The sequence below is a fragment of the Actinomycetospora sp. ABD4_176 genome, assembly GCF_056311855.1.
This window is the reverse complement of record NZ_CM149974.1, coordinates 4,042,627-4,063,304: the sequence shown is the minus strand read 5'-3', so window position 1 is coordinate 4,063,304 and position 20,678 is coordinate 4,042,627. Positions and strand designations below refer to the sequence as shown.

The window sequence follows — 20,678 nt, the reverse complement described above, 5'->3', positions numbered from 1 at the left end:
GGCACCGCGCGTGAGGGGTGCCCACCCGAGAGCGAGGTGGGGTCTACCCCCTTGTCCTGCCGCCCCGACGACCGTCCGCGACCGGACCGGGCTGCGCGCTGATCCTTCGGCGCAACGGCCTCGGCTTTTCCGGCGAGCGTCGTTACGATCCGTAGCAGCGGCGGGAGGAGGGACCCGTGTACAGCCTCGGGGTGGACATCGGGACGACCTTCGTCGCGGCCGCGATCGCCCGGGACACGGTCGAGATGTTCAGCCTGGGCGACCGGTCGGTGGCCACCCCCGCCCTGGTCTACCTGCGCGAGGACGGGTCGCTGATCACCGGCGACGCCGCCGCCCGTCGCGCGGTCAGCGACCCCGACCGGCTCGGCCGCGAGGTCAAGCGACGCCTCGGCGACCCCACGCCGGTGATGCTCGGCGGCACGTCGCAGCCGGTCACGACGCTGCTCGCGGCGCTGCTGCGCGACGTCCTCACCAAGGTCACCGACACCGAGGGCGGCAAGCCCGACCGCGTGCTGCTCACCCACCCCGCCAACTGGGGCCCCTTCCGGCGCGGCCTGTTCGAGGAGGTGCCGTCGCTCGCGGGGCTGGAGGACCCGCCGACCGTCACCGAGCCCGTCGCCGCCGCCGCGCACTACGCCTCCTCGCACGAGCTGCGCGACGGCGAGGTCCTCGCCGTCTACGACCTCGGCGGCGGCACCTTCGACGCCACCGTCCTGCGCGCCCGCGACGGCGGCGTCGACATCCTCGGCTCGCCGGAGGGCATCGAGCGCCTCGGCGGCGTCGACTTCGACGAGGCCGTCCTCGCCCACGTCGACCACGTCTCCGGCGGTGCGCTCGGCGACCTCGACCATCGCGACACCCAGACCTCGGTGGCCCTCGCCCGCCTGCGCCAGGACTGCGTGCTGGCCAAGGAGGCGCTCTCGGTCGACACCGAGACCGTCGTGCCCGTCTTCCTGCCCGGGCGCCACTTCGACGTGACGATCACCCGCGCCGAGTTCGAGGACAGGATCCGCGCGCCGCTCGAGTCGACGGTCGGCGCGCTGACCCGCACCCTGCGTTCGGCCCGCGTCGACCCCGCGGAGCTCAGCGCGGTCCTTCTCGTCGGCGGGTCGTCGCGGATCCCGCTGGTCGCGGAGATGGTGGCGGCGGAGATCGGGCGCCCGACGCTCGTCGACACCCACCCCAAGTACGCCGTCGCCCTGGGCGCCGCGACCCTCGCCGCCGCCCGGACCGCCGGGCCCGCCCGGAGCGCCCCGCCCGCCCGGCCCGTACCGGCGGCCGCACCGACGCACGAGGGCGCCACCACCACGATCACCCGGTCGCCCGGCGGCACCACGACCACCGGGACCGGGCGCGACGCCGGAGGCCCGGCACGCGAGCCCGCGGTCGACGAGAACCCGACCGGCCCGATCGCCGTGCCCGCGGGCCGCGGCAGCGGGGGCGGACCCGGTGCCGGGACCCCGCCACAACCGCGCTCCGGCACGCCGGACTCCCCGGGCCGCGGCGGCGACCGGCGCCGAGCCCTCGCCCTCCTCGCCGGCGTGCTGGTCGTCGCGGTGCTCGTGGGCGTCGCGGTCGCCGGGTTCCGGCTGCTCGGGGGCGGCACCCCGCAGTCGGAGGCCGCCGAGGCCCCGGTGCCGACCCGGATCGTGCCGAGCGTCCCGATCCCCACCCTCGGCACGCCGATCCCGGTCGGCACCACGCCCGGCTACGCGCAGGTCTCGCCGAACGGTCGGCTGGTCTACGTCGCCAACCGGGCGGCCGGCGTGGTCACCGTCGTCGACACCTCGGTGAACGCGGTGACCGCCACCGTCCCGATCACCTCGGGGCCTCCGCAGTACGTCACCTTCGCCCCGGACGGCCGGCGGGTCTACGTCAGCGTCTTCGACGACGCCCGCACCGTCGCCGCGGTCTCGGTGCTGGACACCACCACCAACCAGGTCGTCGCCACCATCCCCGTCCGCACCCGGCCGTTCGCCGCGGCGGTGACCCCCGACGGGTCGCGGCTGTGGGTCCCGAACCACGACTCCGGCTCGGTCTCGGTCATCGACACCGCGTCGAACACGCTGGTCCGCGACGTGCCGGTCGCACCGAACCCGCACTGGGTGGAGTTCTCGCGCGACGGCACCCGGGCCTACACCGCCAACCACGAGTCGAACGTCGTCTCGGTGCTCGACACCGCCACCTCCGCGGTCCTCGCCGAGGTCCCGGTGGGCACCAGCCCGCACAGCGTCGCGGTCCACCCGACCCGCCCGCTCGTGGCCGGGGTCAACTACGACAGTGACGACGTCACGATGATCGACACCACCACGAACACGGTCGTCGCGCGGATCCCCGTGGGCCGGAAGCCACAGGAGATCACATGGGCGGCCGACGGCCGGTTCGCCTACGCCGTCGACAACCGCAGCAACACCGTCTCGGTGATCGACGCCGGCACGATGGCGGTCACGGCGACCCTGCCGACCCCGCCCGGCCCGAGCAGCATCGCCGTCACGCCGGACGGGCGCACCGGCTACGTGTCGACGATCCAGGGCGGCGTGCTCGCGGTGCTCGACCTGACCTGAGCCGCGACACGCCGATCGCGGTTTCTCGCGAGGTATCGGGGCGGCGCTAGAGAGGCCCATACGCTCCGAGGAACCGCTCCTCGGAGGTGGGCATGGACCCCGTCCGCAACCCGTACGCCCCCGGCGCGGGCCAGCGCCCGCCCGAGCTGGCCGGGCGTGACCGCGAGGTCGACGCCTTCGACGTCGTCCTGGAACGGGTGGCGCGCGGGCGCCCCGAGCGCAGCCTCGTGCTCACCGGGCTGCGCGGGGTGGGCAAGACGGTGCTGCTCGGCGAGCTGCGCTCGATGGCGGTACGGGCGGGCTGGGGCGCCGGCAAGCTCGAGGCCCGCCCGGACGCCGACCTGCGCCGGCCGCTGTCCGCGGCGCTGCACCGCGCCGTGCGCGACCTCGCGGTCCACCACCGCGCGCCCGACCGCGTGGAGGAGACCCTCGGCGTGCTCAAGGCGTTCGCGCTCAAGGCCACGCCGTCCGACGCCAAGATCAAGGACCGCTGGCAGCCGGGCATCGACGCGCCGGTACGTCCCGGCCGCGCCGACTCCGGCGACATCGAGATCGACCTCGTCGAGCTCTTCGGGGTGTGCGCGGAGCTCGCCGCCGACGTCGGGGTCGGCATCGCGCTGCTCATCGACGAGATGCAGGACCTGCGCGTCGACGACGTGTCCGCGCTCTGCGCCGCCTGCCACGAGCTCTCGCAGTCCGGCGCGCCGCTCGTCGTCGTCGGCGCCGGGCTGCCGCACCTGCCCGCGGTGCTCTCGGCGTCGAAGTCCTACTCCGAGCGGCTCTTCCGCTACGCGAACATCGGCCAGCTCGACCGCGCCGACGCCGACCTCGCGCTCACCGTGCCCGCCAAGCGCGAGGACGCCGAGCTCACGCCCGCCGCCCTCGACGCCCTCTACGAGGTCTCGGGCGGCTACCCCTACTTCGTGCAGGCCTACGGCAAGGCGGCCTGGGACGCGGCGGTGCAGAGCCCGATCGACGCCGACGACGTGCGCATGGCCGCGCCGGAGGCGGGCGCGGAGCTGGCCGTGGGGTTCTTCGGCTCCCGCTACGAGCGCGCGACGCCCGCCGAGCGGGAGTACCTGCAGGGCATGGCGGAGCTCGCCGAGGGGCGCGACGAGCCCGTGCCGACGTCCGCGCTGGCCAAGCACCTCGAGCGCAAGCCGTCGTCCCTCTCGCCGGCGCGCGACAGCCTGCTGCGCAAGGGCCTGGTGTTCTCCGCCGAGCGCGGCTGGATCGCGTTCACCGTCCCGCACTTCGGGCGCTTCCTGCTGGGCCGTGACTGAGCCACCACTACCCCGTTCGAGTGAACTGCGCGGCGTGCGGTAACGCCGACCCGGGGGGCGTCCGACAACCCCGGCGAGCCCCGTGGCGCTGCCGGACCCCCGACCTGGCAGGGCCACGGGGCGTTCCACGTTCCGGGCCCCTCCGGCCCGTGAGCCGTTCGTCAGGTCCGGGTGAGGTCACCCGGCCCTGCGCCACGCCCCGTCCGGGCCTCCCCGTACGATCCCGGCGTGTCGGATCCCAGACTGGAGATCCAGATGCTCCACGACCGCGTGATGGTCGCCCCCGTCCAGGGCGAGGGTGAGCGGCGCAGCAGCGGGGGCATCGTGATCCCGGCGACCGCCCAGCCCGCGAAGCGCCTGGTGTGGGGCGAGGTCTACGGCACGGGCCATCACGTCCGCAGCGTCGCGGTGGGCGACCGGGTGCTCTACGGCCAGGACGACCACTTCGAGGTCGACGTCTCCGGGCGCTCCTTCGTCGTGCTCCGCGAGCGCGACCTGCACGCGGTCGCGAGCGCGACCACCGAGTCGACGAGAAGTTCGAGCGGGACGGGGCTGTACCTGTGAGCTCATCCGGGGGGCGGACGCCCGAGGAGACCACCGTCGAGGGCGACGGGGCGGTCCGGGACGACGAGACGTCGGGCGCGCTCGAGGAGCCCACCCGTGCGATGGGGGAGGAAACGACCGGGCCGGCCGAGCCGGTCGCGCCGACCGACCCCGAGCGCACCGCGTGGATCCCGGTGACCGACGGGAACGGGACACCCCCCGGTCGGGGGGCCCACGAGTCGAGGTCCGGCGGCGGACGCCGCCGCCCGGTGCTCATCGGCGCGGCCGTGCTCGGCCTGCTCGCCGTGCTCTACGTCGGCGACCTGCTCCTCTCCTCCACCGACGTGCCCCGCGGGGTGACCGTCGCCGGAGTCGAGATCGGCGGCATGAGCAAGCCCGAGGCCGAGGAGGCCCTGCGCACGCAGCTCGCCGGCCGCGCCGCCGAGCCCGTCGCCCTGCAGGCCGGCTCGAGCAGCGCCACCCTCGACCCGCGCGCCGCGGGTCTCGAGCTCGACGTCGAGGGCACCATCGCCCGCGCCGGCGAGCAGCCCTTCAACCCGTGGACCCGGCTGACCTCGCTGTTCGACACCCGCGACGTCGCCCCGGTCTCGCGGGTCAACGGCTTCGCGCTCGGGCAGGCGCTCGACGGCGTCCGCCCGCAGCTCGACCGCCCCGCCGCCGAGGGCACCGTCCGCTACGAGGGCCTCGAGCCGGTCGCCGTCCCGTCGGTGCCGGGCTCGGTCGTCGACGGCGCCACGGCGGGCCAGGCCGTCATCGACCACTGGCTCGACCCGGCGCCCGTGGCGCTGCCGGTCACCGAGACGCCGGTGACGGTGACCCCCGAGGGCATCCAGCGCGCCATCGACGGGTTCGCCCGACCGGCCGTCGCCGGCCCGCTCACGGTGGTCGGCGACGCGAAGAACGCCACGGTGACCACGCGCGCCATCACCTCGTTCGTCCGGTTCACCCCCGACGGCCAGGGTGGCCTCACCCCGGGCATCGACGAGCAGGCGGCCATCGCCGCGGTCGAGCCGCAGCTCTCGACCACCGAGGCCGAGCCGAAGGACGCGACGCTCGCGTTCACCGGCACGACCGCCCAGGTCGTGCCCGCCGTTGTCGGCCGCGAGATCGACTGGCCGCGGACGTTCAGCGGCGTCGTCGAGGCGCTCGGGCGTCCCGACGGCGAGGCCCCGCCCGTGTTCACCCCGCCGCCCACGGCGCCGGGCGCCGAGCCGGCCTCCCCGCCACCCCCGACCGGGCGCGCGATCAACGCCGTCTACACGACCACCCAGCCGCGCGTCACCACCGAGTCCCTGCAGGCCCTCGGGCCCGCCGAGATCATCGGCGAGTTCACCACGCGCGGCTTCAAGCCCGACTCGGGCCAGAACATCCGCCGCATCGCCGAGATCGTCAACGGCAAGGTCATCGCGCCGAACTCGGTGTTCAGCCTCAACGAGGCCACGACCCCCCGCAACGAGGCCAACGGCTTCGTGCCCGCCGGGATCATCGACGACGGTGCCCCGGGACGCGGCGTCGGCGGCGGCGTCTCCCAGTTCGCGACGACGCTCTACAACGCGGGCTACTTCGCCGGCCTCGACGACGTCGCGCACCAGGAGCACAGCTACTACATCAGCCGCTACCCCGCGGGGCGCGAGGCCACCGTCTTCGAGGGCTCGATCGACCTCAAGCTCGGCAACGACGGGCCCACCCCGGTCTACATCCGCACGCAGTGGACCCCGTCGTCGGTCACGGTGCAGCTGTACGGCATCAAGCGCTACGACGTGACCTCGGAGCCGGGGCCGCGCACCAACCTCACGCCGCCCGACGTGCGCGACCTCGGCGCCAACCCGGAGTGCAACGCCTCCCAGGGCTCCGAGGGCTTCACGATCACCGACACGCGGGTCCTGCGTGACGTGCGTACCGGCGAGGTCCGCCGGGAACCACGCACCGTGCGCTACGAACCCCAGCCGACCGTCACCTGCAACGGATGAGCTCCTCCCCGGGGTCCTCCCGCCCCACCAGCGCTTCCCGAGCCGGGGGCGACCACGGCGACATCGCCGCCCGCGCCCGGCACCGTGTCGAGGACGCGGCCGGAGCCGACGGGGAGGGGGAGGCCCCGCACAAGGCGGTCGAGATCCTCGGGCGCGTCGGCCTCGCGGGGTACGGCCTCGTCCACCTCCTGATCGGCGTGATCGCCGTCCGGATCGCGCGCAGCGGTGGTGGGGGTGGCCAGGCGGATCAGCAGGGTGCCCTGTCCACGCTCGCCGCCGAGCCGTTCGGCTTCGCCCTCATCATCGTGATCGTCGTCGGCCTGGTCGCGTTCGGCATCTGGCAGGGGGTGGCGGCAGCGACCGGCTTCCGCTGGGCCTCGGGCTGGGCGCGCACCCAACGACGGATCGGGTCCGGGGCCACGGCGATCGCCGTGCTCCTCCTGGCGGTCATCGGGGTGCAGTTGCTGGTCACGGGATCGTCGGGATCGAGCAGCGGCGCTCCCCAGCAGACGACGGCCGGCCTGCTCGCGCTGCCCTTCGGCCGCGTCCTGGTCGGCGTCGTCGCGCTCGTGGTGCTCGTCGTCGCGGGAGCCACGGCGTGGACCGGGATCCGCGGCTCGTTCGCCGAGGACCTCGCCTGGTCCCGCCTCCCGCGCAGCCTGCGCCGTCCGGTGTACTGGCTCGGGATCGTCGGCCACGTCCTGCGCGCCGTGGCGTTCGCGGTGATGGCGGTCCTGTTCGCCGTCGCCGCAGTGCGTGCGAACGCGGCCTGGGCCGGCGGTCTCGATGCCGCCCTCAAGGCCCTGGCCGCCCAACCCTTCGGCCCGCTGCTCCTGCTGCTCGTGGCCCTGGGGTTCATCTCCTACGGGATCTACTGCGGCGCGTCGGCCTGGGCCCGCCGCCTCTGAGCGCAGCGCTCCCGCAGCGCCATCGCGTCGAAGGGCGCGTGGACCTTGACGTCGTTGTCGAAGTAGACGACGACGTCGCGGCCCGCCGGCGCCTGCGGCGGCGGGTCGTCGGGGGCGACGGTGTCCCCGGTCGGCGACGCCGCGTCGGCCGCCCAGGCCCGGATGCGTGCGGCCCACGCGTCGAGCGCGGCCGCGGAGTAGCCGCTGGCGTAGAGCTCGGTGTCCCCGTGCAGCCGGACGTAGACGAGGTCCGCCGTGACGTCGTCGAGGCGCGGGAACGTGCCGGCGGTGTCGGCGACGACGAGCGCGACACCGTGCCGGCGGAGCTGGGCGACGAACGCGGGGTCGCGGAAGCTCGGGTGGCGCACCTCCATCGCGTGCCGCAGCGGGCGGTCGGCGTCGGTCTCGGTGCACGGCTCCGGGACCTTGTCGCTGTGGCCCGCCGCCAGCGCGGCCGCGTCGGCGGTGGTGTGCGGGAGCAGGCGCAGGAAGTCCTCGACGCGCTCGGCGTCGTAGCCGAGGTGGGGCGGCAGCTGCCACAGGACGGGCCCGAGCTTCGCGCCGAGCGCGAGCGGGCCGGAGGCGAAGAAGTTCGCCAGCCCCTCCTCGACGCCGCGCAGCTTCTTCAGGTGCGTGACGAAGCGCCCGCCCTTGACCGCGAACACGAAGTCGTCGGGCGTGCGCTCCGCCCACGTCCGGTAGCTCGAGGCGCGCTGGAGGCTGTAGAACGAGCCGTTGATCTCGACGGTGTCGAGGCGCTCGGCGAGGTAGGTCAGCTCACGACGCTGCACCAGGCCCTCCGGGTAGAACACCCGCCGCCAGGGAGGGTAGATCGACCCGGAGGTCCCGATCCGCATCGTCACGACATCAGAATGCCGCGACGTCGAGCTCCATGATGCTGTTCTCGGCGCCCTCGACGATCGTGCGGCGGCTGGAGAGCTCGGGCAGCACCGAGCGGGCGAAGAACCGCGCCACGGCGATCTTGCCCTCGTAGAAGGCCTGGTCGCGGCCCGTCACGCCGGCGTCGAGCGCCGCGCCCGCGACCTCGGCGCCGCGCAGCAGCAGCCAGCCGACGAGCAGGTCGCCCATGCTCATCAGGAAGCGGACCGCGTGCTGTCCGACCTTGTAGAGGTTGGTGACGTCCTCCTGCGACGAGGTCAGGAAGCCGACCATGGTCCCGAGCATCGCCTGGACGTCGCCGAGCGCCGTCGCGAGCAGCGCGCGCTCCTCCTTGAGCCGCCCGTTGCCGGCCCCACCCATGTCACCGGCGTCGAGGAACGCCTGGACCTGGCCGGCGACGTGCATGAGCGCCTGGCCGTTGTCCCGGACGATCTTGCGGAAGAAGAAGTCCTGCGCCTGGATCGCGGTGGTGCCCTCGTACAGCGAGTCGATCTTGGCGTCGCGGATGTACTGCTCGATGGGGTAGTCCTGCAGGTAGCCCGAGCCGCCGAGGGTCTGCAGCGACCCGATGAGCTGCTCGGTGGCCCGCTCCGACCCGGCGCCCTTGACGATGGGCAGCAGCAGGTCGTTGACCTTCTCCGCCAGGGTGATCTCCTCCTGGGAGACCGCGCCCCGATCGGCCTCCGGCGCCTCGCCGAAGCGGACGACGTCCTGGTAGGTCGCGGTGAAGGTGTACACCGAGCGCATGCCCTCGGCGTAGGCCTTCTGCAGCATGAGGCTGCGGCGCACGTCGGGGTGGTTGGTGATCGGCACGCGCGGGGCGGTCTTGTCGGTCTGCTTGGTGAGGTCGGCGCCCTGGATGCGCTCCTTGGCGTAGCCCAGCGCGTTGAGGTAGCCGGTCGACAGGGTGCCGATGGCCTTCGTGCCGACCATCATCCGCGCGTACTCGATGACCTGGAACATCTGCGCGATGCCGTCGTGCACGTCGCCGAGGAGCCAACCGGTCGCCGGGGTGCCGTGGCCGCCGAAGGTCACCTCGCAGGTGGCCGAGGCGTTGAGGCCCATCTTGTGCTCGACGTTGGTGACGAAGGCGCCGTTGCGCTCGCCGAGCTCGCCGGTGCGGTCGTCGAAGTGGAACTTCGGCACGAGGAAGAGCGAGAGGCCCTTGGTGCCGGCCCGCGCGCCCTCGGGGCGGGCGAGCACCAGGTGCATGATGTTCTCGTGGAGGTCGTCGGAGTCCGCTGAGGTGATGAAGCGCTTGACGCCCTCGATCGACCAGGTGCCGTCGCCGTTGTCGCGGGCCTTGGTGCGGCCGGCGCCGACGTCGGAGCCCGCGTCCGGCTCGGTGAGCACCATGGTGGCGCCCCAGCCGCGGTCGACCATGAGCTGCGCCCAGTGCTGCTGCTGCTCGGTGCCGTTGCGGTAGACGACCGAGGCGAAGTTCGGGCCGGCCATGTACATGAAGACCGGCGCGTTGGCGCCGAGGATCATCTCCCCGGCCGACCACTGCACCGACGGCGGGACCCCCATGCCGCCGATGGCGTTGTCGGCCGAGAGCCGCCACCACTCGCCGTCCCACATGGCGCGGTACGACTTCTTGATGCCCTCGTCGAGGTGGGCGGTGTGGGTCTTGGGGTCGAACCGCACGGGGTTGCGGTCGCCGGACACGTACGAGTCCGCCAGCGGTCCCTCGGCCATCGACGCGACCTCGCCCAGGAGGGCGCGCGCGGTGTCCTCGTCGGCGTCGGCGAACGGACCGGAGCCGAACCGGTCCTGCACGCGGAAGACCTCGAAGAGGTTGAACTCGATGTCGCGGACGTTCGCCCGGTAGTGGCCCATCCCGCCTCGCTCCTGTCACCACGTGGTGTGCGGCCGACGTCCTCTACCGGCCGGTAACCGCAGAGTATTACTCGGTGGTAACCCTGTCGAGGTCGGTCTCCACCGGATCCTCCGTGCGAGACTCGCCGCCGACGGTCCGCGGTGACGGAGGAGCGGTGACGGGGCGGCTCGGGGCACGGCGCGGATCGGTCGACCTGCGGACCTGGCTCGCGGGCGTGGACCCGGGCCTCACGCGGCTGCGCCTCGCGTCGATCGCCGTCGCCTCGATGGTGCTGGCGGTCGCGGTGACCGCCACGGGGCGGGCGCTGCTCGACCCCGCCGAGCCGGTGACCGTCCTGCTGTTCACCGGCGTCCTGGCGATGGTCTCGAACCTCGCGGTCAACGAGCCGGACCTCCCGCGCCGGCGGGTCACCACCACGCTCATGGTGCTGCCGGCCGCCGCGAGCACGGTCGTCGGCGCGGTCGTCGCCCCCTACCGGATCCCGGCGGCCGTGGCGTTCGTCGCCGTCATCGTCGTGGCGGTGTGGGTGCGCCGCTGGGGCCCGCGCGGCTTCGCGCTCGGCATGGCCGGCTTCATGCCGTTCTTCTTCACCCAGTTCCTGCAGGTCACGCCGGCGCAGGTGCCGTGGCTGCTCACGGCGGTGGTCGTCGGGATCGCCTCGACGCTGCTGCTGCGCGGGGTGGTGTTCGCCGAGCGCCCGGACCGCACGCTGCGCCGGATGGTCACCGCGTTCCGGGCCCGGGCTCACGCCCTGGTCGGGGCCACCGACGCGGTGCTCGCGGATGCCGGGCACGGCGGTCCGGACGAGCGCGACCTCGAGGCGCTCCGCCGGGCCCGCGCCCGCCTCCAGGAGGTCGCGCTGCTCGTCGAGGACACCCTCGAGCAGACGACGGCCGGGCGGGTCTGGCCGGGGCTCGACGACGACACGCTCGCGCTGCGGATCGCCGACGCCGAGCTCGCCCTCGAGCGGCTCTCGGTGGTCGTGCGCCGCCTGGCCCTCCCGCCGACCGACCCGGACCCCGCCCCGCCGCCGGACCGCGTCGTCGTCGCCGCCCTGCGCACGGGGCTGCGCCACCTCCAGCGCGCGCTCGCGGCGGGTCAGGACCACGCGGCGATCCTCGAGGCGGCCGCGGACGCCCGGGCGGCCGTGGCGGGGCTCGTCGCGGACACCCGGCCGGGCGGTGAACGGGTGCAGCGCACGGCCTTCGCCGTCCGGCGCGTCGCGGACGCGATCCACCACGCCCAGCTCGACGCCCCGTCGCGGCGGCCCGCCGGCCACGGTGTCGAGCCGTCGCTGCGGCCGCCGCCCCCGCCGTCCGGGAGCGGCCCGGCCCCCGACGCACTGACGGACGGGTCCCCGCCGACCGATCCCCACCCGGACCCCGACCGTCCCGACACCGACGACGTCCGCCCCGCCGACGAGCCCGCGCGCGAGGTCCGGGGCCTCGCGCTGAGCACGCGGCAGGCCGTGCAGGTCGGGGTGGCGGCGACGCTCGCGATCGTCGCCGGGGAGCTCGTCGCGCCGTCGCGCTGGTACTGGGCCGTGATCACCGCGTTCGTCGTCTTCGCCGGCACCAACAGCCGCGGCGACCTGCTCTCGCGCGGCTGGGGCCGGATCCTCGGCACCGTCGGCGGCGTCGTCGCCGGGATGGGGCTCGCGGCACTCGTCGGCGGGCAGGTCCTGCCGTCGCTGGTGCTGCTGGTCGTCTGCGTCTTCCTCGCGCTCTACCTGGTGCGCGTCTCGCCGTCGATGCTCGCCTTCTGGATCACCGCCGTGCTCGCGCTGGTCTACGGGCTCATCGGGCAGTTCAGCGTGGACGTGCTCGTGCTGCGCATCGAGGAGACGATCATCGGGGCGCTCGCCAGCATCGTCGCCGCGTTCCTCGTGCTCCCGCGCGGGACGCGGGCGGCGTTCGGCGAGGCGGTCGGCGACCTCGTCGACGCCATCGACCGGGTGCTCGGCGAGGCGACCGACCGGCTCGCGGGCCGCCGGCCGACCCCGCCCGCGCGGGAGGGCGTGCGGGCGATGGACGACGCCCTGGCGACGCTGCGCCAGCGCGCCTCACCGCTGGTCGGACGGTTCTCCCGGCGCCGGGCGCGGTCGAGCTACCGGCGCGGGCTGCGGGTGCTCGTCGTCTGCGACGTCTACGCCCGCTCCCTCGCGCGCACCGCCGACCACGTCGCCGACCCGGGCTGGGCCGCCACGCTCGACCCCGCCGCCGCCCGGGTCCGCGCGAACCTCGACGGGCTGCGCGACGTCCTCGTGCGCGGGCAGCGCGCCTCCGACGGCGGGCGGGTGCGCGCCCGGTCGGCCGAGGACCTCGTCGACGCCGCCGAGGGGTACGCGGCCCGCACGGTCGACGACCCGCAGCGGCGCGCGGCCATGCTCACCGCCGCCCGGCTGCTGCGGCGCATCGACCAGGCGGTCGTCGGGCTCGCGGTCGACCTCGGCGCGGCGGAGGACGACCTCGACGAGGACGCTCAGTCGCCGAGCACCGCGTCGAGCGCCGGCGTCGCGAACACCCGGTCGGGGTCGTAGTCGTCGCGCACCCGGCGGAAGTCGGGCAGGCGCGGGTACGCCGCGGCGGTGTCCTCCGCGGTCCAGTCCGACCGCGACGCCCAGTGCGGGCGGCCGCCGTGCGCGCGCAGCACCCGCCAGGCGCGCTCGAGGACCGGCTCGTGGTCGGTGCCGCGCGGGACGCGCACGGCCACCCAGCCCGTCGCGCGGTCGTGGGCGGGGTGCAGCCACCCCGACTCCGGCGCCCCGACGCGCAGGCGCACCGGCAGCCCGACCTCGAGCCCGTCGTCGGCCAGCGCGGTGAGCAGCTCGCGGGCGCCCTCGAGGAACGTCGTGCGGGGCAGCGCCCACTCGGTCTGCTCGAAGCGCACCGCGGGCGGGCTGGACAGGACCCGGTGCATCGGGCCGGTGGCCGTGACGGTGCGCGCGAGCCGCGAGACCGCGCGGTTGAAGCGGGGCACGAGGCGGGGCAGCGCGCGCTCCACGACCACCGCGCCGCCCAGCGCGGTCCGCCCGGTGGCGCCGGCGACGGTGACGCCGACGGTGCGCTCGCGCTCCTCCTTCTCGGTCTCGGCCTCCTCGTCGTCGCCGTCGGGCGCGTGCTCGGGAAGGGGATCCACCCAGCGCGTCAGCGCGGTGCCCGCGGAGGGGAAGACGGCCGCCTCGACGACGGGGTGCGAGGCCCAGAACTGCGCGTCGAGCACCTCGTCCACCGGGCGCGGCTCGCGCGTCACCCGCACCCGGCCCGCCGGCACCACGGCCAGCTCGGCCTCGAGCAGCACGCCGAGGGCACCGAGGGAGGTGCGGGCGGCGTCGAGGTCGGCGGCGGCGACGTCGCGCAACCGTCCCCGCCCGTCGACGACCCGCAGGCCGACGACCGCGGCCGACAGCGATCCCCGCGAGGACCCGCTGCCGTGCATGCCGACGGCCAGCGCCCCGCCGACCGTGGGCGCGGCGAGCTCCAGCGGCGCCTCGAGGGCGAGGTCGCGGTCGGCGAGCTCGGCGTGGAGCTGGGCGAGCGTGGTGCCCGCACGGACACGGACGGTGGGGCGGCCCGGGCGTCCACCGGAGCCGGTGATGCCGCTGAAGGCCGACAGGTCGACGTGCACGCCGTCGGTGACCGCGAGCGCGCTGAAGGAGTGCCCGGCGCCGACGGGCCGGACGGCCTGGCCGCGCTCGGCGGCCCGTCGCACCACGGCGGAGACGCCGCTGTCGTCGAGCGGGCGCACCGTCGCGGTCGGCCGGCACTCCCGGCCTCCGGACCAGTTCGTCCACACGGCGGTCACCCTAAGGGCATCCCGGGCTCGGGGCCGGACCGGCGCGGGGGCCGCCGCGCCGGGCCGGGGACCCCGCGCCGGTCCGGGACGTCGGGGGTCAGGACGCCAGCGCGCCGATCGCGACGTCGACGCCGTCGACGACGTTGCGGCGGACCTGGTCGCCCGCGGCGCGCAGCCTGTCGCCCGCGCCGTCACCGTGGTCGGTGAGGTCGCTCGTGCGCTCGGCGAGCTTGCGCGCGGCGCGGCGGCCGCGCCAGCCCAGCGACGGCTTCCCCTCGGTGTCGACCGCGGCCAGGATCAGCCCGCCGAGGATCGCGACGTTCTTGAGGAACTGCTGCTGCTCGCCGGTCTTCTCCACCGGGTCGGACTTCTCCCAGAACGGGTGCCCGACGACGGTCGTGGGGATGACGCTCGCGGCCAGGGCCAGCGACGCCACGCGCGGCAGCTTGTTGATCGCGAGCAGCGAGCCGGCGGCGATCTTCACCCCGGCGTCGATGCGGACGAGCTGGCCGGGCTCCGACGGCACCTGGTCGGGCAGGCTGGGCGCCGCCTTCTCGAGCAGCGGCGTGGCCTTCTGCACGCGCGGCTCGGGGTTGAGCAGGGTGTCGACCCCGCCCTTGATGAAGATGGCGGCCAGCATGGGCCGGGCGAGACGACGGATGATCACGAGAGCGGACCTCCAGGGGCGCGACGGACTGGGCGGCGGCGCCGGAGCGCCGGGGCCGCCCCACGGACGACTCGACGTTCGATACCCGCCAGCGCCGTCAGCGACGCAGGGCGTGCCGACCCGTCCGGGCCTCCTCGCGCTTCCACGCGTGGCGCCCGCCCTCGGGCGCGGCGTCCCGCTCCTCGGCGGCGGAGCGGGGCCGGCGACGGCGCTCGGCGCGGCGGCGCAGCTCCTCCTCGGGCGACTCGTCCCGCGACACCGCGTGCAGGTCCGGGCGCTCGCTGCGCAACCTCGCGGCGCTCGAGCCGTCGAGCGCGGGCGGCGGCACCGTCGGCACCTCGCGCAGGCCCGAGCCCCGGCCAGAGCGCTGCCCCGTCGGGTCCTGCACCGGCAGCGGGCCCGAGCCGGGGTGCGGCTCGGGCACCGACACGGTCCCCCGGACGGGACGGTGCGACCGGTCGACGGTCAGCTCCTGGAAGATCGGCGTCGGCTCGGCGTGCCCGAGGCGCGCCATGGCCCGATCCCCGCGGACCCGGTCACCGCCCGCCGACCGCTCGCGACCCACCTCGCCGCGCGGCCGCAGGGCGCCGACACCGGCCCCGGGCCGCTCCAACGGCGAGGGCTCGTCCCACACCCACGTCCCGTACGCATCGAGCCGCCACCCGCCGGGCCCGTCGCTCGCGCCACCGGACCCCAGGTCGTCACGCCACACCCACACGTTCCTTCGACCTCCCCGACTGCTGATCGATCAGCCCGTCCTCGCCCGGCCGCCGAACGGCCGAACGACATCGAGCGTCTGGCCCCCACAACGGCAGGCGCGTCCGAGGACTTGGGGCCCGAATCCGCGCGACACGGCACGTCGCCCGCGACACGCCGACGGATCCCCCGAGCGTGTGTCACTCCGAGAGGGGGCGCGAGGGGTTTCGGGCCTCGTGTGGGGGTCGGTCGGGGCCGGTTCCCGACCCGTGCGGGAGCGGTCGGGCTGCGGTGCGCACCGACTCGCGCCACGATCGCCGACGTGCGATGCGTGGTCACCGGAGCGACGGGTTACATCGGCGGGCGGCTGGCGCCGCGCCTGGCCGCGGAGGGCCACGACGTGCGCTGCGTCGTGCGCAGCCCCGGCAAGATGCGCGACGTCCCGTGGGCCGCCGAGGTCGAGGTGGTCGCGGGCGACGTGCTCGACGAGGAGTCGATGCGCCGGGCCTGCCAGGGCGCCGACGTCCTCTACTACCTCGTGCACTCCCTGTCCGAGCAGGGCTTCGCCGCCGTCGACCGGCGCGCCGCCATGATCAGCGCGCAGGCCGCCCGCGAGGCCGGCGTGTCGCGCATCGTCTACCTCGGCGGCATGCACCCCGAGGGTGTCGACCTGTCCGAGCACCTCGCCTCGCGCGCCGAGGTCGGCGAGATCTTCCTGCGCTCCGGTGTCCCGACCGTCGTGCTGCAGGCGGCGGTGATCCTCGGGTCGGGGTCGGCGAGCTTCGAGATGCTGCGCTACCTCACCGAGCGCCTGCCGGTGATGCTCACGCCGTCGTGGGTGCACCACCGCGTCCAGCCGATCGCCATCCGCGACGTCCTGCACTACCTGGTGCGCGCGGTGACCGTGCCGGCCGAGGTGAACCGCACCTTCGACATCGGCGGGCCGGACGTCCTGACCTACCTGCAGATGATGGAGGGCTTCGCCGAGGTCGCCGAGCTGCCGAAGCGCACGATGCTGCCGGTGCCGGTGCTGACGCCGCGGCTGTCGTCGCACTGGGTCAACCTCGTGACACCCGTGCCCCGCTCGACCGCCGTGCCGCTGATCGACTCCCTGATCCACGAGGTGGTGGCCCAGGAGCACGACATCGACCGCTTCGTCGCGCAGCCCGAGGGCGGGCTCACCGGGTTCCACCGCGCCGTCGAGCTCGCGCTGCAGCGCATCAGCACCGGGCAGGTCGAGACGCGCTGGTCGGGCGCGAACGCGAGCTACGCGCCCTCGGATCCGCTGCCGAGCGACCCCGACTGGGCCGGCGGGACCGTCTACACCGACGTCCGCGAGCGCGCGTCGTCGGCGTCGGTCGAGCACGTGTGGGACGTCGTCACCGGCATCGGCGGCGAGCGCGGCTGGTACTCGTTCCCGCTGGGCTGGTGGGCGCGTGGCGTCATGGACCGCCTCGTCGGCGGCGTCGGGCTGCGCCGGGGCCGCCGCGACGCCGACTCGCTCAAGGTGGGCGACGCGCTGGACTGGTGGCGGGTCGAGGAGTGCCTCGACGAGCGCAGCACCGACCGCCGCGACGCCGTCGGTCTCGAGCTGGCCGAGGGCGAGCGGTTGCTGCGCCTGCGCGCCGAGATGAAGGCGCCCGGGCTCGCATGGCTCGAGCTCCGCGTCGCCCCGACCGACGAGGGCTCGACCTACCGCCAGCGGGCGATCTTCTTCCCGCACGGGCTCGCGGGCCACGCGTACTGGCGGGTGATCGCCCCGTTCCACGTGCTCGTGTTCGGGGGCATGGAGCGGCGCATCGTGGCCGCCGCCGAGCGCGTCGAGCGGGGCGAGGACCCGGAGCCGCCGCACGGCCTCGTCGCGCGCCTCAAGGACCGGCGCGCCCGGCGCGACGCCGAGCGCGCCCGGCCCGTGCGCGCCGGGGCCTGAGGCCTCCGACGGCGGGCTAAGCCGCCGCGTCGAGGGTGGCGACGGTGCCGCGGTCGAGCTCGAGGGCCGCGGCGCCGCAGTTCTCCTCGAGGTGCTCCAGCGAGCTCGTCCCCGGGATCGGCAGCATCACCGAGCTGCGCTGCAGCAGCCACGCCAGGGCGACCTGCGCCGGCGTGGCGCCGAAGGCCTCGGCCGCGCGCTCGGCGGCGTTGCCGGGCTCGGCGAGCTTGCCCGCGTCGGCCGGCGCCCACGGGATGAACCCGATGCCGTGCTCGGTGCAGTGGCGCAGGACGTCGTCCGACGACCGGTCGACGAGGTTGTAGCGGTTCTGCACCGACGCGACGTCGACGATCCGGCCGGCCGCCTCGATGTCGGCGACCGAGACCTGGCTCAGACCGACGTGGCGCACCTTGCCCTCGCGCTGCAGGTCGGCGAGCAGGCCGAACTGCTCGTCCGCGGCCACGTGCGGGTCGATGCGGTGGAGCTGGAAGAGGTCGAGGGTCTCCACGCCGAGGCGGCGCAGGCTCATCTCGCACTCCTGGCGCAGGTAGTCCGGGCGCCCGCACGGGATCCACTTGTTGGGCCCGGTGCGCAGCAGGCCGGCCTTCGTCGCGACCGCGACCCCGCGGTAGGGGTAGAGCGCCTCGCGGACCAGCTCCTCGCTGACGTACGGGCCGTACGAGTCGGCCGTGTCGACGAAGTCCACCCCGAGGTCGACGGCGCGGCGCAGCACGGCCACCGCGTTGTCCGGGTCCTTCGGCGGACCCCAGATGCCCTCGCCGGTCAGCCGCATGGCGCCGTAGCCCAGCCGCCGCACCGTCAGGTCGTCGCCCAGCGTGAACTCACCGGAGGCGGCCACGACGCCGTGTCCGACCCCGCTGTCGTCGGTCATCAACTCACCCTCTCCCCGGCCGTGTGTGTCCCGGCCGTACTCCCCAGCGTGGCACTGGTGCCCGGCGGACGCGGGCGGGCGTGTCCCATCTCCCATCCGACCGGTCGGTAGCCCCCCGTCAGGCTGAGACGCCGGCCATCCAGCGAGCGGTGACCTCGAGCCCCTCGGCGATCCCGCGGCCCGCCACGCCCAGCGCCCGGGCGTGGTCGTCGCGCACCCGGTAGCCCCCGAGGCGTCCGTAGATCACCGACCGGTCGGCGAACGGGGGCGCGTCGGGGGAGAGCTCGCTGCCCTCGGGGAGCGCGCGCACGCGGTGGGGGCTCCCGGCCAGCTCGCAGTAGGTGTCGAGCACCTCGGGGAACGACGCGACCTGCCCGCACAGCACGTAGCGCCGGCCCGCCTCGCCGTCGGTGAACGCGAGGAGCTCGCCGGCCGCGATGTCCTCGGCGAGCGTCCAGCCGACCCGGGTGTCGACGATGTCGCCGACCTCGCCCCGGGCCGCCGCGACGAGCAGCTGGTCGTAGCTGCGCGGCCCGCGCGGCGACGGCCCGTAGGCGTTGACGACGGTCGCGACGACGGCGTCCACCTCGCCCGCGGCCACCGCGTCGAGCACCACCGTCTCGGCCTCGGCCTTGGTCGCCGAGTAGGGGTCGGTGAGCGCGGTGCCGCCCGCGGCGTCCTCGGCGACGAGCAGGCCGGGGCCGGCGGGGTCGGGCACGGCGATCGCGGCGCTGGTCGAGGTGTGGACCAGCCGCCCGACCCCGGCCCGGCGTGCCGCCTCGACGACCCGCCGCGTCCCGCCGACGTTGAGCTCGCGCGCCTCGGGGCCCGGCGCGCCCACGGCCGCCGCGAGGTGGAAGACGCCCTCGCATCCGTCCATCGCGCGGGCCAGGGACTCGCCGTCGGCGAGGTCCGCGGCCACCCGCTCGACGCCGTCGGGCAGGACGTCGGCGCGCGCGGGGTCGCGCACCACGGCCCGCACCGCGTACCCCCGCTCGTGCAGCAGCGTGACGACCGCCGACCCGACGAACCCCGTGGCACCGGTGACGAGGAGCATCGGCGCATCGTGGCACGGACCGCCATCCGACGACGCCCACCGGAGGACCCGCGATGCCTGACGCACCCACCGCCCGCGTCGTGCTCACCACCACCGACTCCGCCGACGAGGCCGAGCGCCTCGCCCGCCTGCTCGTCGACGCGCACCTGGCCGCCTGCGCCCAGATCGTCGGCCCGGTGCGCAGCGTGTTCCGGTGGGAGGGCGCGGTGTCGGTGGAGCCGGAGTGGCAGCTCTGGCTCAAGACCGACGCGGCCCGCGTCGACGACCTGCACGACCGCCTCGTCGCCGAGCACACCTACGACGTGCCCGAGGTGCTCGTCCTGCCCGTCGTCGGCGGGCACGGGCCCTACCTGGCGTGGGTGACGAACGAGACCGAGGCGTGAGCGCGCCCTGACCGTTAGCCTCGGCAACGATGTCGACGGCGCCCGCGGTCCCGACGGCCCTGCGCCGCGGCGAACCCGGCTTCCGGCCCGTCGCGGTCGGGCTGTTCTTCGCGGGCTTCACGACGTTCGCCCTGCTCTACGCGACACAGCCGCTGCTCCCGGCGCTGGTCGACGCGTACGGGATCACGCCGGGTGAGGCGTCGCTGTCGGTCTCGGTGAGCACCGCCGCCGTGGCCGTCGGCATCATCCCGGCCAGCGCGCTCTCGGAGCGGTGGGGGCGGCGCCCGGTGATGCTGGGCTCGCTGGTGGCCGCGGTCGTGCTCGGCCTGGCGGCGGCGGTCGCCCCGGGCTTCGGGCTGCTGCTCGCCCTGCGGGGCCTCGAGGGGCTGGCGCTGGCCGGGCTGCCGGCGGTCGGCATGGCCTACCTCGCCGACGAGGTCGACGGCCGGCACCTCGGTGGCGCGATGGGCCTCTACGTCGCCGGCAACTCGGTCGGCGGCTTCGGCGGCCGGGTCGTGGTCAGCGCCCTCGCCGACCTCACCGGCTCGTGGCGCTGGGCGCTCGGCGGGATCGCGCTCCTCTCGGCCGCCTGCCTCGTCGTGTTCGCGCTGGTGCTGCCCGCCTCGCGTCGCTTCCGCCCGGCACCCGTCGGCGCCGGGGCGCTGCTGCGCGAGGTCGGCGCGCACCTGCACGACCCCGTGATGCGCCGGCTGCTCGCCGTCGGGCTGCTCGTCATGGGCGTGTTCGTCTGCGCCTACAACTACGTGACGTTCCTGCTGCTCGGGCCGCCCTTCCGGCTGCCGCCGCTGGTCGTCGGCTTCGTGTTCGTGCTCTACGCGGTCGGCACGGCCACCTCGACCCGCGCGGGCCGGCTCGCCGACCGCGTGGGCGCCCGGCCCGTCCTCGTCGGGGCCGCCGGCCTCGCCGCCCTCGGGGCCGCGGCGATGCTGGCGCCGTTCGTCGGCGTCGTCGTCGCCGGCCTCGTGCTGCTGACCGTCGGCTTCTTCGCCGCGCACCCCGTCGCGAGCGCGTGGGTCGGCCGGCGGGCCGAGCACGGCCGCGCCGTGGCGTCCGGGCTGTACCTGGGCGCGTTCTACGTCGGCTCCTCGGTGGGCGGGACGCTCGGCGGCGTCGCCTACGGCCTCGCCGGCTGGCCCGCCACCGTCGGCTTCATGGGGGTGCTCCTGGCGCTCGCCGTCGTCGTGGTGTGGCCGCTGCGCTCGCCCTGA

The 20,678-nt window shown here is 75.3% G+C and carries 16 protein-coding genes; 9 read left to right on the top strand and 7 right to left on the bottom strand.

The window, feature by feature from the left end:
• Nucleotides 1-176 precede the first annotated feature (176 nt).
• The 5 genes from ACYX4T_RS19685 (at nt 177) to ACYX4T_RS19665 (ending at nt 7,289) form a co-directional block, all read left to right on the top strand.
• Nucleotides 177-2,564: an Hsp70 family protein gene (locus ACYX4T_RS19685; RefSeq protein WP_476010964.1), complete on the top strand. Its 2,388-nt coding sequence runs from the start codon at nt 177-179 to the stop codon at nt 2,562-2,564.
• Nucleotides 2,565-2,656: 92 nt separating this feature from the next.
• Complete coding sequence (locus ACYX4T_RS19680; RefSeq protein WP_476010963.1) at nt 2,657-3,847, top strand: AAA family ATPase; 1,191 nt, start codon at nt 2,657-2,659, stop codon at nt 3,845-3,847.
• A gap of 228 nt (nt 3,848-4,075) precedes the next feature.
• Nucleotides 4,076-4,411, top strand: a complete 336-nt coding sequence (locus ACYX4T_RS19675; protein ID WP_476010962.1) for a GroES family chaperonin — start codon at nt 4,076-4,078, stop codon at nt 4,409-4,411.
• A complete protein-coding gene (locus tag ACYX4T_RS19670; RefSeq protein WP_476010961.1) occupies nt 4,408-6,381 on the top strand; it encodes a VanW family protein in 1,974 nt (657 codons plus the stop codon). The genes ACYX4T_RS19675 and ACYX4T_RS19670 overlap by 4 nt, the downstream gene beginning before the upstream one ends.
• Entirely contained in the window at nt 6,378-7,289 is a 912-nt protein-coding gene (locus ACYX4T_RS19665) for a DUF1206 domain-containing protein (protein ID WP_476010960.1), read from the top strand. The genes ACYX4T_RS19670 and ACYX4T_RS19665 overlap by 4 nt, the downstream gene beginning before the upstream one ends.
• On the opposite strand, the gene ACYX4T_RS19660 is transcribed toward ACYX4T_RS19665, so the two are convergent.
• Both ACYX4T_RS19660 and ACYX4T_RS19655 read right to left on the bottom strand, forming a co-directional pair.
• Complete coding sequence (locus ACYX4T_RS19660) at nt 7,253-8,146, bottom strand: DUF72 domain-containing protein (RefSeq protein ID WP_476015316.1); 894 nt, start codon at nt 8,144-8,146, stop codon at nt 7,253-7,255. The two genes, ACYX4T_RS19665 and ACYX4T_RS19660, sit on opposite strands and share 37 nt — an antisense overlap.
• A gap of 10 nt (nt 8,147-8,156) precedes the next feature.
• Nucleotides 8,157-10,028, bottom strand: a complete 1,872-nt coding sequence (locus tag ACYX4T_RS19655) for an acyl-CoA dehydrogenase (protein ID WP_476010959.1) — start codon at nt 10,026-10,028, stop codon at nt 8,157-8,159.
• 155 nt (nt 10,029-10,183) lie between these two features.
• Here ACYX4T_RS19655 and ACYX4T_RS19650 point away from each other — a divergent pair, with 155 nt between their 5' ends.
• Nucleotides 10,184-12,568 (top strand): FUSC family protein, encoded by a 2,385-nt coding sequence (locus tag ACYX4T_RS19650; RefSeq protein WP_476010958.1) that lies wholly within the window; start codon nt 10,184-10,186, stop codon nt 12,566-12,568.
• On the opposite strand, the gene ACYX4T_RS19645 is transcribed toward ACYX4T_RS19650, so the two are convergent.
• The 3 genes from ACYX4T_RS19645 to ACYX4T_RS19635 form a co-directional block, all read right to left on the bottom strand.
• Entirely contained in the window at nt 12,511-13,824 is a 1,314-nt protein-coding gene (locus ACYX4T_RS19645; protein ID WP_476010957.1) for a D-arabinono-1,4-lactone oxidase, read from the bottom strand. The genes ACYX4T_RS19650 and ACYX4T_RS19645 overlap by 58 nt on opposite strands.
• Nucleotides 13,825-13,921: 97 nt before the next feature.
• The gene (locus tag ACYX4T_RS19640) at nt 13,922-14,491 is read right to left on the bottom strand and encodes a DoxX family protein (protein ID WP_476010956.1); all 570 of its coding nucleotides are present in this window, start codon (nt 14,489-14,491) and stop codon (nt 13,922-13,924) included.
• A gap of 97 nt (nt 14,492-14,588) precedes the next feature.
• Nucleotides 14,589-15,203, bottom strand: a complete 615-nt coding sequence (locus ACYX4T_RS19635; protein WP_476010955.1) for a hypothetical protein — start codon at nt 15,201-15,203, stop codon at nt 14,589-14,591.
• 306 nt (nt 15,204-15,509) lie between these two features.
• Here ACYX4T_RS19635 and ACYX4T_RS19630 point away from each other — a divergent pair, with 306 nt between their 5' ends.
• A complete protein-coding gene (locus ACYX4T_RS19630; protein WP_476010954.1) occupies nt 15,510-17,117 on the top strand; it encodes an SDR family oxidoreductase in 1,608 nt (535 codons plus the stop codon).
• Between the two features lie 16 nt (nt 17,118-17,133).
• Here ACYX4T_RS19630 and ACYX4T_RS19625 read toward each other — a convergent pair whose 3' ends face one another.
• Together ACYX4T_RS19625 and ACYX4T_RS19620 are read right to left on the bottom strand one after the other, a co-directional pair.
• Nucleotides 17,134-18,009 carry an aldo/keto reductase gene (locus tag ACYX4T_RS19625; RefSeq protein WP_476010953.1) on the bottom strand — a complete coding sequence of 292 codons (876 nt, stop codon included), beginning with the start codon at nt 18,007-18,009 and terminating at the stop codon, nt 17,134-17,136.
• A gap of 118 nt (nt 18,010-18,127) precedes the next feature.
• Complete coding sequence (locus tag ACYX4T_RS19620) at nt 18,128-19,066, bottom strand: NAD-dependent epimerase/dehydratase family protein (protein ID WP_476010952.1); 939 nt, start codon at nt 19,064-19,066, stop codon at nt 18,128-18,130.
• A gap of 53 nt (nt 19,067-19,119) precedes the next feature.
• Here ACYX4T_RS19620 and cutA point away from each other — a divergent pair, with 53 nt between their 5' ends.
• Both cutA and ACYX4T_RS19610 read left to right on the top strand, forming a co-directional pair.
• A complete protein-coding gene (gene cutA / locus ACYX4T_RS19615) occupies nt 19,120-19,449 on the top strand; it encodes a divalent-cation tolerance protein CutA (protein ID WP_476010951.1) in 330 nt (109 codons plus the stop codon).
• A 29-nt stretch (nt 19,450-19,478) separates the two neighbouring features.
• Nucleotides 19,479-20,678 carry an MFS transporter gene (locus tag ACYX4T_RS19610; RefSeq protein ID WP_476010950.1) on the top strand — a complete coding sequence of 400 codons (1,200 nt, stop codon included), beginning with the start codon at nt 19,479-19,481 and terminating at the stop codon, nt 20,676-20,678.

Excerpts from the sequence above, each read along its gene's own strand:
- ACYX4T_RS19680 (WP_476010963.1), top strand. The coding sequence starts at position 2,657 with ATGGACCCCGTCCGCAACCCGTACGCCCCCGGCGCGGGCCAGCGCCCG.
- ACYX4T_RS19665 (WP_476010960.1), top strand. The coding sequence starts at position 6,378 with ATGAGCTCCTCCCCGGGGTCCTCCCGCCCCACCAGCGCTTCCCGAGCC.
- ACYX4T_RS19660 (WP_476015316.1), bottom strand. The coding sequence starts at position 8,146 with ATGCGGATCGGGACCTCCGGGTCGATCTACCCTCCCTGGCGGCGGGTG.
- ACYX4T_RS19655 (WP_476010959.1), bottom strand. The coding sequence starts at position 10,028 with ATGGGCCACTACCGGGCGAACGTCCGCGACATCGAGTTCAACCTCTTC.
- ACYX4T_RS19625 (WP_476010953.1), bottom strand. The coding sequence starts at position 18,009 with ATGACCGACGACAGCGGGGTCGGACACGGCGTCGTGGCCGCCTCCGGT.
- ACYX4T_RS19620 (WP_476010952.1), bottom strand. The coding sequence starts at position 19,066 with ATGCTCCTCGTCACCGGTGCCACGGGGTTCGTCGGGTCGGCGGTCGTC.
- cutA (WP_476010951.1), top strand. The coding sequence starts at position 19,120 with ATGCCTGACGCACCCACCGCCCGCGTCGTGCTCACCACCACCGACTCC.
- ACYX4T_RS19610 (WP_476010950.1), top strand. The coding sequence starts at position 19,479 with ATGTCGACGGCGCCCGCGGTCCCGACGGCCCTGCGCCGCGGCGAACCC.